Here is a 15036-nt window from a genome sequence, read left to right as displayed (position 1 = left end):
CAGCAGAGATCGCAGAACGGCATATAAAACGGTTTGTACCGTGCGAGGAGGGTATGGTCCCATGAACGGAGTGCAGAAAGTGAAGGAAACGGCGTCGGACCGATCTTTTCATTCCAGGTATCCCGGTGGATCGCGCCGATTGAGATGCTGATATCCCGGAACCGCGCAATATCGGAATCCAGTTCCCTGATACTGAAATTGACACCTTTCCTGCTCACGGTACCCCCCTGCGGCTGATTTCAAGTATACATCGATAATATGTCTGATAAGTCTATCGAAGATCCCTGTCGGACTTCCGCAGTCAGAATCGCCTGCCAAGAAAGCGTATCGTAATACGAAAGGGGAAATTCCGGCAACCGGGGGGTTTTTCCCGTTCCAATGCCGGGCTTCGGTATATACCACCATTGTGCAGGAAGGCTGATTCCCAGCCCTCTGCTGCAATCTGAGAGTGTTGAATTTTTGCCGTGGTTTTCGGAGAATTCACCTGCTGAATTCTTCTCACCGATTTCGGAATGACGATGATCTGTTCTGAAAAGTCTTCGTTCTGTCGGTCGGGGTCACGTGCATACGTCATACCCTGACTGGGAATCTGATCCTCGCTCATCGCATGGTACATCGCGGTAGCGAAGATATCCCTGATGGATTTCCCTTGAAAATCACGTTCTCAGATAAACGATGAACGCTGATGCCCCCGTACCTCTTTTGGATAGTAACCCCCGGCAATGGAGGTACACCGCGGGGGCAGGGAATGCGATCGTATTTAATCCGATATTTTCGCCGGGGAAAAATGGAAGATGCTCTTGCAGAATCCTTACATGTCTGCAAGAACGGATTCGAGGATTTTTGAGACAGATTTGAACGCGGGGGAGTCCTTCGGGGTGTCCAGCAGGGATCTTCCTGCAAGGACATGCTCCGCAATGTACGGGTCTTCGGCAATTTTCCCGCCATAGGGAAGACCGGTCTCCGCTGCAACCCGGTTATCCAGGCCAGGGGTGAACGCGTAGCCGCCCAGGACGATGAACCGGCCGAACCGTATTCCGGTCTCCTGTATAACCCGGTAGGCCCGCCGGACATGCGCAAACGACTTGCTGGACGGGCCCATCACATCAAGAACGACATCAACATCATTTGCGATCTTGCGGTTGAGGTGTTCGAGGCCTCCCGGTGAGTCGATCAGGATGAAACGATATTGCCGCGTGATTGTTACCAGCGCATTCTTCAAAGCTGCATCCGGGAGGCAGTAGCAGCCTTCCACCCATTTTGTCCCGACCGCAAGCAGGTCGAAATTACCCCCTTCGTACAACCCCTCCTCCCAGAGCCGGCTCTCGATCCGTTTTGACGGTGCGACTCCTGCCATCGTTCCTCCCCGTTCGATAAACGTCTCAGAGAGCAGTTCGGCAATGGTCTTTTTTCCGGCAGTTTCCAGGTCCACCCCGACCATCTCGGCAAGGTTCTGGTCGGGATCGGCATCCACCAGAAGGATCGGGACTGCCTGTTTTTCGATCAGGTACTTCGCCATCAGGGCAACGAAACTGGTCTTTCCGGTGCCTCCCCGTCCCATGGTAACGATCGTCTTCACCGGTTCATCCTCCCGGGCCCCCCGCCTGCCATGCACCGGACACCAGTGAGGCGGCGATGCGGCTGATCTCCCGAAATGCGGGGGACGCGGCGGGATCGACCGGTGACCCGTCAATCGCATTGTCATAGACGGCCTGGTCGAATGGTATCATGCCGGCGACGGGGATCCCGTTTTGGGCAGCATACTCCCGGACTGCCCGGTCATGCGAAGACGTGGCAATCCGGTTGCCGACAAGACCCACAGCCGGAATACCGGCATCCTTTGCCATCCGGCAGATATTCCCTGCAACCTCCAGCGATTTCCGGTTGGCATCGGAGACCACGAGCATCGTATCGACGCGCTCTGCGGTACCGCGGCCGAGATGTTCGACCCCGGCATCCATATCGAGGATGACATAATCGTCCCGGTCCACGATCAGGTGCCGCATGAGTGCCTTTACCACGGAATGGGCCGGGCAGGTGCACCCGGACCCGGGGGAGCGGACCGTCCCCATGACCAGCAGGTGGGCCCCGGACGGGGTCGGGACTGCGAATCGTGCGATAATGTCATCGACCGTGAAAGTCAGCCGGAAGACGCCGGAATATTCCGTGCCGGTCTTGAGCCGGATGAGCTGTTCGTTCTCGGCAACGGGAACGATTGCTGCAGCCTCTTCTGAAGTGAGCCCGAGAGTCAGGCCCAGGTTTGGCGCCGGATCCGCATCGATGGCAATCACCGGGTGCCCGTCCGACGCAAAACACGCAGCAAGCGAACCGGCGAGAAATGTCTTCCCCGTTCCACCCTTACCGGACACTGCAATCTTCATGCATCCACCCCCGCGATATCAGAATAGGGTGGTCTGACCTCGTTATTAAGTGTACGGATGGTACCTGCGTCCCGGCTACTCCGCTTGATATACCGTGAAATACCTCGAAACGTAAAAACAGAGTTTTTTTAAAAAATGCCACGGAAGATACAGTGTACTTCATCTCGCGTGATTCATGATGACTGACAGGAATACAACAATTGCCATCGGTATTGTTCTTGTCCTTGTCCTTGTGCTGGCCACCGCTTTCGTCATTCCCGGGCAGCACGGGGGAGAGGAAAAAGAGAGGATCGTTGTTGTCTACACATCGGTAGACCAGGTTTATTCCGAACCGGTGTTCCGGGCCTTTGAGAACGAGAGCGGTATCCGGGTTCTCCCGGCATATGACGTGGAAGCAACCAAGACCACAGGACTTGTGAACCGGCTCATTGCAGAAAAGACCCGGCCACAGGCCGATGTCTTCTGGAGCGGGGAGTTCAGCCAGACGATTGTACTGAAAAACGAGAACGTCCTTGCCCCATACCGCTCTCTGTCGGCATCGGATATCCCGGCGCGGTTCCGGGATGCTGAAGATACCTGGACCGGCTTCGGCGGCAGGGCCCGGATTTTTATCGTTAATACTGATCTGCTCTCTCCCGACCGGTATCCTGACTCGGTGTATGATCTGCTGGACGAACAGTACCCGGGGCCATCCATTGGTATAGCCTATCCGATATTCGGTACAACCGCGACCCATGCTGCTGCGCTGTACAGCTATCTCGGGAAAGAGAGGGCACACGATCTGTTTGCTGCAGCCAGTAAGCGCAATATCAGGGTTGTTGACGGCAATTCCGTTGTACGGGATCTCGTTGCCGACGGGCAGATGGCCTTTGGCCTGACCGATACGGACGATGCATGCGGTGCAGTGGAGAGCGGGAAGAATGTCACTATCATCATCCCGGACCAGAAAGAAGACCAGATGGGGACCCTCGTGATACCCAACACCGTTGCCCTGATACGGGGAGCCCCGCATCCCGCGGAGGCGAAAATCTTCATGGACTACCTGCTGGACAGGAAGCGGGAATCGGCCCTCGTGGATTCCGGCTGGATCCAGATACCGGTCCGCGACATTCCCCCGTCCCCGTGTGTCAATGTCACCGGCATAAAGACAATCCCCCTGCCGTACGAAGACACCTTCAATGCTCTCCAGCCGGCCCAGAAAGACCTCACCGAGATATTCATCCGCTGACAATTTCACCTGAAACACTATGGACATGCCAGAAGTATTCCGCAGCATCCATACCGGTCACGCGCCGGAGACCATTCTCCGGCTAGTCGCCACAGGATTATTTTTCTTCCTTCTGCTCCTGCCGCTGGCAGGCCTTTCCTGCGACCTTATCCAGGCAATCCTGAACGGGTCTTCCGATATCATGGTCCCGCTCCTCCTCACGCCACGGAGGCTGGGGCTCCTTGGAGCAAGCATCGGGCTCGCATCTGCCGTTGCCGGTGCGGGCATCATCATCGGTATCCTGTTCATGTCTGCCCTCACGACAACCCGCAGGAATCTGCTCTACGGCATTCTCCTGCTTCTCCTGGCCCTTGCAGGGATTCCCCCGTACATCCATGCGCTGACATGGTCGGAGGCATTCCACTCTGCGGCAGCGGTATTTCCCGGCGTTCCCTCAACAGGGTGGCTGATCAGTTTCTGGGTGGAACTGATGGCGCTGCTCCCGCTCTCCCTCTTTCTTTCATGGATAGCGTTTGCTTCCGTGGATACCCGGCTTACGGATGCAGGCCGGATCGTCCGTTCCGATCTTCAGGTCCTTTTCTCAATCACGCTCCCGCTTGCCGCCCCGGCCCTCGGAGCCGCGTTCGGGTTTGTCTTCCTGATCTGCTGCACGGACTACTCAGTACCGTCCCTCTTCGGTGCCGATGTGTATGCGCTGGACATCTTTGCCCAGTTCAGCGCTTCCAACAGCCCGTCCCAGGCATTCCTGTATGCCCTGCCGCTCCTTCTCGTCACCCTCATCGTCATGATCGCGTGCCGGAGGGGGATCCGTACCCTCGCACAGACTCCTGACTGGCTCCCGGTACGTCACGGCACCCCGCCGTACTATCCCGGCTGGTTCCTCGCACTCCAACGGGGTGCCGCGGCCATGGTTATCGTCCAGATCGGTGTCCTTTTCACCGGCCTCATCCTCGCGATCCAGGGACCTGAAGCGCTGATCACTTCAATCCTCATGGCGCAGAATGAACTCATGTTCAGCCTTTTCACTGCGCTGCTTGTCATCGTCATCTCCGTCCCGCTCGCGTATGCAGCTGCCGGCGAACTGTCAAGACCCGGGATCCGCGGGGCAGCTGCCTGGACCATCACCCTTATCCCGCTTGCCGTCCCGGCACCACTCATCGGCATCGGAATGATAACCGCAGGAAACCTCCCGGTCCTCTCCGCGGTCTACCCGGGCCTTATCATGCCCGCCCTGGTCTCTGTTGTGAGATTCGCCCCGTTTGCCGCGATCGTCCTCTTCATCCAGAAACGCTTCATCGACCCGGCCCTCTTCGATGCAGCTGCGGTCTTTACACGAAACCGTGCAGACACTCTGACAAGGATCAGCCTCCCGCTCTATGCTCCCGGGCTCGTGGTATCTGCGGGGATCCTCGCAGCCCTCACACTGGCAGAACTGGGCGCCACGCTGATCGTTTCACCTCCCGGGCATGCAACGATCACGATGCGCATCTATAACTACCTGCATTACGGATCATCGTCCGATGTTGCAGGTTTATGCATGATGGTTACCGTACTGACTCTTGCTGTCAGTACCGGCACGATCCTCGCAATTTGGGCGCTCAGTCGTCACTTCACGACAGGTACCGGGAAATCAGGAACGTAATGGTATGATCGAACTCGAATCCGTCAGCAAAATCTTTGGTTCCCACCCGGCAGTCAACCGGGTATCACTGACAATACCGGACCGTGCGCAGCTCGCCCTTCTCGGCCCTTCCGGCAGCGGGAAGACCACACTTCTCCGGCTGATCGCCGGCCTCGAGACTCCCGATTCCGGCAAAATCACGATGGACGGCAGGATCGTGAGCAGCCCTGACTGCATGGTGCCGCCTTCGGAGCGATCGATCGGCTTCGTCTTCCAGAACGGCGCACTCTGGCCGCATATGACTGTTGCAGACAATATCCGGTTTGGCCTGTCTGACCTCCCGTCAGGAGAAATGGAGCAGCGCACCCGATTGCTGATGGAACGCACGGGCATCCTCCGGCTTGCAGCGCGGTACCCTGACGAAATCTCCGGCGGGGAAGCACGGCGGGTGGCGCTCGCCCGTGCACTGGCACCACGGCCGAAGACCCTTCTTTGTGACGAGCCGCTTACCAATCTCGATCGCACACTCAGAAAGGACCTGCTCCGGCTTATCATCGATTCTGTGCGTGAATCCGGAGCATGCATGGTGTACGTCACCCATGATGAAGGTGAAGCAGACGAGATTGGCGGTCCGCTCATCCGGTTTGAGAACGGGACTGTCACGGGCAGCGGGATCTGATGCCGGAGAGTGTCATAACGGGAAGGATCGGAGCCGCGGGACAGCTCATTGCCGGGATCCTTATCATTCTCATTATCATTGTTTTCCTCCAGAACCTGCTCGGGTTCGTGCAGGTCAGGACCGTCCCCCCGGGATGGCAGATCATCCGCCCACCGTACGAAGTTTCAACGCTTATCATTGTCAATGATACGGTATGGACCGGGGGAAAGGACGGGGTCATCCTCATCGACCGGCAAACAGGAACAGGAACTGCTGCTCCCGGCACTCCCCCGTCATTCGGGTACGTGCGGCAGATCTTCCATGATCGTGAAGGGGGGATCTGGGTTGCCCACGACGGGGGACTGGCAGTCTTCCGTGACGGATCATGGCAGGTTATCGCCCCGGCCCACGGTGTACCGTTTACCAAAGCCCTCAGCATCGCGCAGCGACAGGATGGGACGATTACCATCGGAACCGATACGGATGTATTCGCATTCAGCCAGGGTTCGTGGACGAGTGCGCTCCGGAACGGTGCCCCGCCGGTTGCCTGCGCTGACGTGCTCCTTGTTGATCGCCACGACAATCTCTGGATCGGGTGCGGCCTGCCGACCCATGGTGGATTGTACCGGCTGAACGGAACCTCGTGGTCATCCTATTCTGTCAGCGACGGTCTCCCGCACCTGTCTGTACGGGGCATGACGCAGGCGCGGGATGGGTCGATATGGGTGGCAACGGGTTTTTCCCGCCACGGCGGCGCAGCACGGTACCATGAAGGGACCTGGTCAAACCTGACGGTTCAGGACGGGCTTGCCGGAGAATCCACCCGGTCGGTCTTTGAGGATGATGCGGGACGGATGTGGATCGGTTCAGAATACGACGGTATAGCTGCAGGCCAGGACGGGTCGTGGACAATCCTGACCGATCGGGACGGACTGGCGGGGTTTGAAGTAAAAATCATGGCGCAGGACAATAACGGGACCTACTGGCTCGGGACAAACAGCGGGCTCTCCCGGATCAGCAGGGATACTGTCTTCCCTCCTGCAGATTTGGAACAGCCATGATACGAAGTGCGATACGGCTGAAACGAGTATCCCTTCTGTTTTATCAAAATACCGTCGTGAAAAATTTTTAATAGGCCCGGAGGCTATCAAGTCATACACCGGATTGACCGGGTCCACCGGACCCGGCACTGGGAACGGAGGGATGGTTATGGATTTTTCGCAGGCTGAACAGGAACGGCAGCACATGGCCGGACAACTGGCCCGCAGGGAGATTTCGCAGGACGCCTATATCGCGGCACTCAATGCCATCCGCGTCACCGACAGCAGCGGGCGGTGGTGGCAGCCGGATCCTGCGGGACCGGGATGGCTTTTCTGGGACGGAAAAACCTGGATTCCCGGCACACCCCCCGCCGCAGGGACCAGACCATCGGCCCAGGAACTCATGAGTATGGATGAGTTTAAAAAGATCTCAAAAGAGGTCCCGCTGGCACAGCGGCCGCAGAAGTGGTGGGACCTGCTCTCCATCCTTGGGGGTGTCGTGGCTGCAGCGGTCTGGTTCCTGTACGGAGGGCTGAGAGAAGGATTCGATATCCTCTCCGCGGTCCTGATGGTTGCAATGCCGGTAATCCTTGTCATCATGCGACCAACGTTTGATGAGGTCCTCCTTCCCGTCCAGCCGACACGGAAACAGTTCCCCCGTCTCATGCTGGTCGTCATCGGAATTCTCTCACCGTTCCTCACAGCATGGATCCTCTACAATATTTTTCATATCAGTCAGTATCCGCTGATGCAGGCAAATATTGTGGTCGGGACTCTCGTATCCTATGCCATCGTCAGGGACCCGGCTCCAAAGGCCGGGGGGCCTGCCCGACCCCCGTCTGTCCCTGCAGCCGGGATCTGCATCATGATCTGCCTCCTGGTTTTTTCATCGTTCATTGCGCCGGTTGTTGCCGATGACTGTACCCGGGATCCGCTGAATGCACAGGACTGCCTCAGGACGCCGGGATTTGCAGAGATCATGGCTGGAATCGCTGCCGCAATACTTGCAGGACTCGTGAACGGGCCGACCATCCTCCAGACCCTGTTGCAGAATGCCGCCTCCGGGGCCAGTCCTGCGGCGCAGGCAGTGATTAACCAGACCATCCTCACAGCCGATCTCCAGAATCTCATCACAAAACTCGCTGCCGAGGGCAAGTACGTTTCCAATGCAACACTTTCCCAGAAGGCATGGTACAATTTCCCGGTCAAGGCGCAGCTCTCGGACTGGCTGACCAGTTCGGAACGTCTGCATTGTGAGGAGGCTGCAAAATACGGAGAACAACTGCTGAAAAACCTCCAGTCGCAGTTCGGTAAAAATGTAAAGATGGGGCAGATCTTCATTGAACGGAATCCGCTGATGAACCACACCGCGAATGTCGTGCAGTTCCCGAACGGGGAGAAATACGTGGTTGATGTCTGGCGCAGCCTCATTGACGGAAAGCCGGCAATCTACAAGCACGCCGACTGGATCAAGGTATGGAACGCTGAACTCGGGGGAACACCCTCCGTGAACGAGTTAATGTTCTGACCAGGAGGAACAGTTATGGCACACGAAATCATGAGTCCCGGACAAAAAGCTCTCGAAGACCGGTTCGAACTGATAAAGAACAGGCCCGTTGACCCGGAGAAAAATCCCGCGGAGCAATTCGGAGAGATGGAGGCCTGGACATTCTCGCTTGGCGATTATCGTTTCTTTCTCAACCCGATGACGAAACGCTGGTACTTTTTCGACCGTCCGCACAATTCCTGGAAAGATATCAATGCTCCTGCAGGATCGGTAATTTTCTCGCTTCGCGGAAGCGAGATTGAAATAGTGAAAGCAGGGGCCGCCACAACCCCGTCTCCGTCTGCCGCAACGAAAGAGACCCCCTTGAGAAAATTCTGCCCCCAGTGCGGTGCCCCCCTCCGGCCCGGGCTGAAGTTCTGCAGCAGCTGCGGGGCAAAGATCAGCTGATTTTTTCGCTTGTCCCGCATTGCGCGGCCGGAGAACAAAACGCATATAGTGATCCTGAAAGATTACTACTACTATCAGGATAAACCATCGAACCAGAGACCTGAGGTGTGTATTCGTGACAGAAAATCCAGCAAATTGCCCGAAATGCGGCAGCCCGGTTACGCCTGCAATGAAGTTCTGCGAGTCCTGCGGTGCAAAGATTGAGGCCCTGCCTGCCTGCACAAAGTGTGGTGCGGCGCTTGCACCGGGATTAAAATTCTGCGAGAACTGCGGGACTCCTGTCGGCGCTGCTGCACCCCCGGCTGTGACGGGAGAGAAGCCGGCTCCGGCACCTGTTCCGGTCAAGGCCGAAGAGAAAATAGTACCGGAACCTGTGAAACCTCCGGTAAAAACCGAAGAAAAACCGGCTCCGGCGCCTGCAGCGGTCAGGGCCGAAGAGAAAATAGCACCGGAACCTGTGAAACCTCCGGTAAAAACCGATGAAAAACCGGCTCCGGCGCCTGCTGTGGTAAAAGGGACCCCGGCAGCTGCAGCGCAGGCAACCGGGCCGAAACAGCCGATGTCGCAGACGACCATGATCATTGCCGGTATCGTTGTCCTCGCCCTGCTGGCCGCAGCCGCTTATTTTGTTGTCCTTCCCATGCTTTCGGGGACCGGAACGCCTGCAACACCCCCGGCAACCCAGACGGTCTCGCAGGGTTCCGGCAGCCCGGCCGTAACAAGTAGCGGTAACACTGCCACGGCCGGCACTGTCTCACTGGTTGCAGGGCCCACGGACTCGCTCCCGTCCGACCGCACGCTTATCATCGATGTTGAACGCGACGCCATCAGCCGCAACATCATCGTAACGTTCCAGGGAGGGAACGGGCAGTATGGGGTCAGGGAACTGGTGATCACGCTGACACGGTCGGACGGCACAACCGAGACAAAGACCATGAGTCGTCTTGAGCGGGGGAACAGCATAACGCTTACCGGGTCAGACAAGGAGAACCGGGTCGAGATTACCGCGAATTTCTATAATGGTGAGACCTACAAGGTTGTCGACAAGGTCTTCGAATACAAGAAACGAATGGGCACCTATTAACCTTTTTTCCCGGGATGCAGATCCTCCGATCCGCTCCAGGCCGGCGGCAGCGTCCTGATTTTTTTGTCGAGATATTCTATCAGGTCTTCAACCGTTGTGAGTCCCCGCAGTTCATCGGCAGAGATAAAAAGGCTCATCGTCTTGTGGGAGTACAGAAAAATTGCGGGCAGGGGCGTAAGCAGGGCGCCGAACTCCTCCTCGTACTCATCATGGTGGAGGAACCGGCAGGGGATTGCCAGCTGCTGGATGAACCGCTTCCAGGCTTTTTTGATGCCAACCGGGCTCGAGATAAGGTCGAGGAGGTGACAATCCGGAGCCCTGCTGTCAGCGGGTTTCTGCGAATAATTCCTGATGGCAGAGAGATTTCCCCGGTCGCAGTTGAAGACAAAGATCAGGATCCTGCCAGACCGCATAGTACATCACTTGCCGTGCAAGGATTAAGGATTTCCGGCAGTAACAGAAAAAGCATGCCGTAAAAAAATCCGATCAGGCCTGTTTTTTCTGTTCCAGCACGGTCATCCGCGGGAAGAACCCGAACTTTTCGTAAAACGCAAAGGATTTTTCATTCCCTTCTCCTACAGCCACCCGTTTTCTTTCTGCCCCGCACCCGTCCATCCAGCCGAGCGCCCGGTTGACTAGGGCCGTACCGATCCCCTGCATACGGTACCCGGTTTCAACAAACAGGGACTCGATCTCACCATTCTTTTCACGGGACAGTGAAGAGACACAATATCCTATGAACCGGCCGGTTTCCTTATCAAGGGCAAGATCGATGCGGAGGTCACCGGATTCAAGGCACCTGCGGAAATGCGACCTGCGGTCTTCAAAGGTCATCTGCTCATACCGTTCCCTGAACCGGGATGCCTTCGCATGATGGTGTGCGTTGAGCTGTTGCCAGAGCGGCCGGATGACATCGATCTCAGTAAAACCGGTTGTCCGGTATTCAATCACATGCATCGGTTCAACATAAGAATTAAAACGATAAAGTATGATGGGTAACCAATTCATAGTACGGGAAAATACGTGCAGGATTGACAGCGCGAAGGTTTTTGTATGCTTGACATCAGGTTCGTCCGGGCGCACCCGGAGATAGTAAAGGCCGATTTACAGAAACGGAATGACAGGGAGAAGATCGGTTGGGTCGACGACCTGCTTGTAAAAGATGCCCGGTCGCGGCAGATCAAGGTTGAGACCGATGCCCTTCGCCAGCGGCGCAACACGATCGCCCGGGATATCAATGCTGCAAAAAAGGCAGGAAAGGATGCAAAAGATCTTATGGCTGAGGCCGCGGACCTGCCCAGGAAGATCCGCGAATGCGATGCTGAACAGGAGGAGATACAAAAAACCATCCATACCTACCTGATGCGCCTTCCCAACATCCTGCACGAGAGTGTGCCGCAGGGGAAGGACGACTCGGAAAATGTTGAGGTGAAACGGGTCGGCACGCCCCGTACACTGGACTTCGAAGTGAAAAACCATGGCCAGCTTGCAGCCGACAACAACTGGGCCGACTTCGAGCGGGCGGCCAAGATTGCCGGTGCCGGGTTCTATTTCCTGAAAGGCAGCCTTGTCCTCCTCGACTTCGCGCTCCAGCGGTATGCCCTCGATCTCCTGGAAAAGAAAGGTTTTACCCCGGTCATCCCCCCCTACATGATCAACCGTTCCTCCTATGAGGGGGTTACGGACCTTGCCGATTTTGAGAAGGTGATGTATAAAATTGACGGGGACGACGCGTACCTGATTGCAACCAGCGAACATCCGATCGGGGCAATGTACAGGGACGAGATCTTTGAGGAGAAGGACCTCCCCCTCCGCCTCGCCGGTATCTCCCCCTGCTTCCGCCGCGAGATTGGCGCGCACGGGCTGGACACCAGGGGACTGTTCCGGGTCCACCAGTTCACCAAGGTCGAACAGTTTGTTTTCTGCAAACCGGAGGATTCCTGGCCGATCCACGAGGAACTCCTTGCTAATGCTGAGGAGCTGTTTGCCGGCCTCGGCCTGCCCTACCATGTTGTCAACATCTGCACGGGCGATATCGGGACGGTTGCCGCCAAGAAATACGATATCGAGGTCTGGATGCCGCGGGAGAACGCGTACAAAGAGGTTGTGTCCTGCTCGAACTGCACCTCGTACCAGGCAGTCCGTCTGAACATCCGCGTCCGGGACAAGTCCGATTTCGAGTCAAAACAGCACATCCACACCCTCAACTCGACTGCTGTCGCAACGTCGAGGGTCATCAGGGCCATTCTCGAGAATTACCAGCAGAAAGACGGAAAGGTGGAGATCCCCGGCGCCCTGAGGCCGTATATGAACGACCGGGAGTACCTGTAACCTGGTGCAAACCTGCCTTGAATCCGGAAATCCTTATCTGCTGATGACCGCTTATATATAATAAGAAGGTGGTTGTTGCTTGAGTTATCCCGAACTGTACAGTGACGAGCGCGTTGTCCTGCAGGCGCAGAATGTCAAGGTGAAATCCGTGGTCTTCGAGGTCGTCCTCACGACCCGCCGCCTTGTCCTGATTGATTCCAAAAAGGGTTCCATCCCCCCGCAGGAGATCAATCTCGCTACCCTGAAGGATGTTGAAGGCGGCGAGAATGCGATCCGCGATCCGACGATCACCATCTCCATCATCACCATCAGCGGCAACACCCGCCAGATGGTTCTCACGTTCTCCAAGACAAGCGGCGGGGAGCGCAGGCGCGAGGCGGAGGAATGGATCAGGGCGCTCCGGCAGAACGTGACATCGACCGTGTACCACCCGGTTACGCAGACGCCCGCCCCGAAAGAAACTGCACCGGCTCCTGCCGTCAGGCCCCCCGTACAGCAGCCCGCCGCAGCACAACCGCCTGCCGCGGCACCTCCCCGTATCGAAGTGACAAATCCGCCGCCACCGAAGAAACGGATCGAGATTGCCCGGCCGATGAAGAAAATTGTCGAAGCCGCGCCGGCAATGCCGGCGCCTGTTGAGACAACCTCCCTTCCCACGGGATCGTTCTGCAACCGGTGCGGTAACCGCGTGCCCCCCGACTCGGCGTTCTGCAACCGGTGTGGTACACCGGTGGTCAGGGATACCGATGCATCCGGAATACCGCAGGAGGAACCGGCGGTCACCTGGGAGGAGTACACTCCCCCGGCTGCCGCTGTTCCGCAGGTCCAGGTCAATCCCTCTCCGGTATTCCCGACAATATCTGAGAAGAAAGAGCGTCCGATTGAACAGGTTATCCATTCGATCGAACCCCTCATCGAAGACTCGGTGCCACGAACCGGCCCGGCTCCCATTGTCCCGCAGAAGCAGGTATATCCCGTGCACCCGGCAGAAGTTCCGCCACCTGCAGACCAGGAACCAGCTGCTCCTCCTGCCGGTCCCGCACCGGCTGCTGCAAATACCGGAGCCCCGGCAGGCGAAGTGAAATGGCCCGTCCTGTCACCGTCAGCAACACCGCTTGCCACAACTCCCGAAACACCAGCCTCTCCGCCCGCCGCTCCGCAGTCTTCGGGATCGGTGCCGCCAACCCCTGCACTGGGGAAGATTTCGGTCAGACTCCTCGCAGTCATTGCGGTTGTCATCCTTGCCATCCTTGGAGGGGCATATGTATTATTCATGCAGCCGGGCGGGACACCCCCGCCGGTGACCCCCACACCCACCGTACCAATCACGGAAACAGGAACGCCGGCCCGGACAACAGTACCTGCCGTCACAACAACCGTGAAACAGCCCACCCCCGTCCAACAGGCATCGCCAGCCCCGTTACCAGTACCGCCAAACGGCGTCTTTGTGAAAATCACGACCACCGGCAAATTCTCGGGCTCTGTCGGGACACCGGGACGGATGCAGGATGTAGTTGATACCAAGAATCTTTACCAGATATCGACATCCACCGGTCCCGTTGCAGTATCCCTCCAGAAATCCGAGGGTACCTCCGCATTATTCTCGGTCGACGTTTACAAGGACGGGGTGCTCGTCAAACACGCAGAGACGACTGCACCGAAGGGACGTATTGAGTTCGAGGCCGTCCTGATACCAGCCACTACCGCGACACCTGCGGCAACAGCATCAGCAACAGCACCGTAAGGTGCACTCTTTTTTTTACGGTCCGTTTATCCCGACACGATAGTGACGTTTTTTGCCGGGTTATGATCAGGCCTTATCACCAGGTCCGGTATCCTTTGGCGGGAGCGGCCGGTAAAACGTATGCCGGTCCAGGGGTGCGTGACTCCTGACAGACCGCGCAACCTCATCAAAAACCGTAAGGGCGTCTTTGCCTCCCCCGCTCCTGGACCGGGTGTTCTTCAGGTCCTCCTCCGAGAACACGGATGCAACCGCCATCAGGTCTTCCTGATTCAGATCCCCCAGAGAGAAAACCGTGTAGATCGCCGGGATCCCCCGCTTGTCGTACACCTTCGAGAGAAGCCGGGACCCTGCCCTTCTGATAAAAAGGGGGCGGATAATCCTGTCACACGCATCCGCAAGAATGTGGATGGCTGTCGTTCCTTCAAACTCGATGCCGGCAAGATCGTTGAGATCGGCAATCATGATCAATGCCGCACGGTCGATCATTCCTCCCTTTTTTATCACCCGGAGGACGAACTGCCCTCCGTTTCTGCAATCCGCCCGGATAAATTCCCTGAGCATGCGCTCATCCCCGATACCGGGTTTATGCCCCTCCAGCTGCATCTCTGCAACAAGATCCTGTGCGGAGAGGTAAAACCGTGAGAACAGGATTCCCCAGGCATAGGCAAACAGGCCGGGATCCTGAACGGGCAGTCCCCGTTTCAGGCAGGATTCGAAAAATCCGACAAGCTGCCGGGTGCTGAGCGTTTCGAGTCGTGCCTGATCTTCGTTCGGCAGGGGGGTACGGAACATTGTTACAGGAGATCCTTTTTTTTCCCCCGTATATATTGATTCATGAAGAGACGCGGCACAGGAGCATGATACACCGTATCACGGGCAGGAACCGGGGGCTTCTTCTGGAACGTGTGAAAAGAACAGAGTGCTGCTATGGGGATTCGAACCCCAGTCGCGGGCGTGAAAGGCCCGCATGATTGGCCGGACTACACTATAGCAGC

Annotated in this window: 16 protein-coding genes and 1 tRNA gene; 9 read left to right on the top strand and 8 right to left on the bottom strand. The window is 57.1% G+C overall.

What is annotated here, in order from left to right; translation table 11 throughout:
* The 4 genes from A4E33_RS09650 to A4E33_RS09635 form a co-directional block, all read right to left on the bottom strand.
* On the bottom strand, positions 1-218 hold a 218-nt coding region (locus A4E33_RS09650), incomplete at its 3' end, for a hypothetical protein (protein WP_292347638.1).
* Between the two features lie 83 nt (positions 219-301).
* Complete coding sequence (locus A4E33_RS09645; protein WP_292347636.1) at positions 302-604, bottom strand: hypothetical protein; 303 nt, start codon at positions 602-604, stop codon at positions 302-304.
* Positions 605-811: 207 nt separating this feature from the next.
* On the bottom strand, positions 812-1579 hold the full coding sequence (locus A4E33_RS09640; RefSeq protein WP_292347634.1) for an AAA family ATPase: 768 nt from the start codon (positions 1577-1579) through the stop codon (positions 812-814).
* A gap of 4 nt (positions 1580-1583) precedes the next feature.
* Positions 1584-2381 carry an AAA family ATPase gene (locus tag A4E33_RS09635; RefSeq protein ID WP_292347632.1) on the bottom strand — a complete coding sequence of 266 codons (798 nt, stop codon included), beginning with the start codon at positions 2379-2381 and terminating at the stop codon, positions 1584-1586.
* A gap of 175 nt (positions 2382-2556) precedes the next feature.
* Here A4E33_RS09635 and A4E33_RS09630 point away from each other — a divergent pair, with 175 nt between their 5' ends.
* From A4E33_RS09630 to A4E33_RS09600, 7 genes are all read left to right on the top strand, one after another.
* Positions 2557-3609 carry an extracellular solute-binding protein gene (locus A4E33_RS09630; RefSeq protein WP_292347630.1) on the top strand — a complete coding sequence of 351 codons (1053 nt, stop codon included), beginning with the start codon at positions 2557-2559 and terminating at the stop codon, positions 3607-3609.
* A 19-nt stretch (positions 3610-3628) separates the two neighbouring features.
* Complete coding sequence (locus A4E33_RS09625; protein ID WP_292347628.1) at positions 3629-5251, top strand: iron ABC transporter permease; 1623 nt, start codon at positions 3629-3631, stop codon at positions 5249-5251.
* 4 nt (positions 5252-5255) lie between these two features.
* Positions 5256-5909 carry an ABC transporter ATP-binding protein gene (locus A4E33_RS09620; RefSeq protein ID WP_292347626.1) on the top strand — a complete coding sequence of 218 codons (654 nt, stop codon included), beginning with the start codon at positions 5256-5258 and terminating at the stop codon, positions 5907-5909.
* Positions 5909-6949: a two-component regulator propeller domain-containing protein gene (locus tag A4E33_RS09615; RefSeq protein ID WP_292347624.1), complete on the top strand. Its 1041-nt coding sequence runs from the start codon at positions 5909-5911 to the stop codon at positions 6947-6949. Before A4E33_RS09620 ends, A4E33_RS09615 begins: the two co-directional genes overlap by 1 nt.
* Positions 6950-7097: 148 nt before the next feature.
* Positions 7098-8456, top strand: coding sequence for a hypothetical protein (locus A4E33_RS09610; RefSeq protein ID WP_292347622.1), 1359 nt, complete (start codon positions 7098-7100; stop codon positions 8454-8456).
* A gap of 15 nt (positions 8457-8471) precedes the next feature.
* Positions 8472-8882, top strand: coding sequence for a zinc ribbon domain-containing protein (locus tag A4E33_RS09605; protein WP_292347620.1), 411 nt, complete (start codon positions 8472-8474; stop codon positions 8880-8882).
* 115 nt (positions 8883-8997) lie between these two features.
* On the top strand, positions 8998-9966 hold the full coding sequence (locus A4E33_RS09600) for a zinc-ribbon domain-containing protein (protein ID WP_292347618.1): 969 nt from the start codon (positions 8998-9000) through the stop codon (positions 9964-9966).
* On the opposite strand, the gene A4E33_RS09595 is transcribed toward A4E33_RS09600, so the two are convergent.
* The gene (locus tag A4E33_RS09595) at positions 9963-10379 is read right to left on the bottom strand and encodes a hypothetical protein (protein ID WP_292347616.1); all 417 of its coding nucleotides are present in this window, start codon (positions 10377-10379) and stop codon (positions 9963-9965) included. The two genes, A4E33_RS09600 and A4E33_RS09595, sit on opposite strands and share 4 nt — an antisense overlap.
* Before the next feature lie 73 nt (positions 10380-10452).
* Positions 10453-10923 carry a GNAT family N-acetyltransferase gene (locus A4E33_RS09590; RefSeq protein ID WP_292347614.1) on the bottom strand — a complete coding sequence of 157 codons (471 nt, stop codon included), beginning with the start codon at positions 10921-10923 and terminating at the stop codon, positions 10453-10455.
* A 96-nt stretch (positions 10924-11019) separates the two neighbouring features.
* Between A4E33_RS09590 and serS the strand changes: the two genes are divergently transcribed.
* Together serS and A4E33_RS09580 are read left to right on the top strand one after the other, a co-directional pair.
* On the top strand, positions 11020-12297 hold the full coding sequence (gene serS, locus A4E33_RS09585; protein WP_292347612.1) for a serine--tRNA ligase: 1278 nt from the start codon (positions 11020-11022) through the stop codon (positions 12295-12297).
* Positions 12298-12376: 79 nt separating this feature from the next.
* A complete protein-coding gene (locus A4E33_RS09580; RefSeq protein WP_292347610.1) occupies positions 12377-14041 on the top strand; it encodes a zinc-ribbon domain-containing protein in 1665 nt (554 codons plus the stop codon).
* A 66-nt stretch (positions 14042-14107) separates the two neighbouring features.
* On the opposite strand, the gene A4E33_RS09575 is transcribed toward A4E33_RS09580, so the two are convergent.
* Positions 14108-14833: a hypothetical protein gene (locus A4E33_RS09575; protein WP_292347608.1), complete on the bottom strand. Its 726-nt coding sequence runs from the start codon at positions 14831-14833 to the stop codon at positions 14108-14110.
* 128 nt (positions 14834-14961) lie between these two features.
* Positions 14962-15036 (bottom strand) — tRNA-Glu (locus A4E33_RS09570).

It is taken from the genome of Methanoregula sp. PtaB.Bin085 (genome assembly GCF_002067035.1).
Taxonomy (GTDB): domain Archaea; phylum Halobacteriota; class Methanomicrobia; order Methanomicrobiales; family Methanospirillaceae; genus Methanoregula.
Note: the sequence above shows the minus strand (reverse complement) of the source record. Positions and strands in the feature narration are given on the sequence as shown.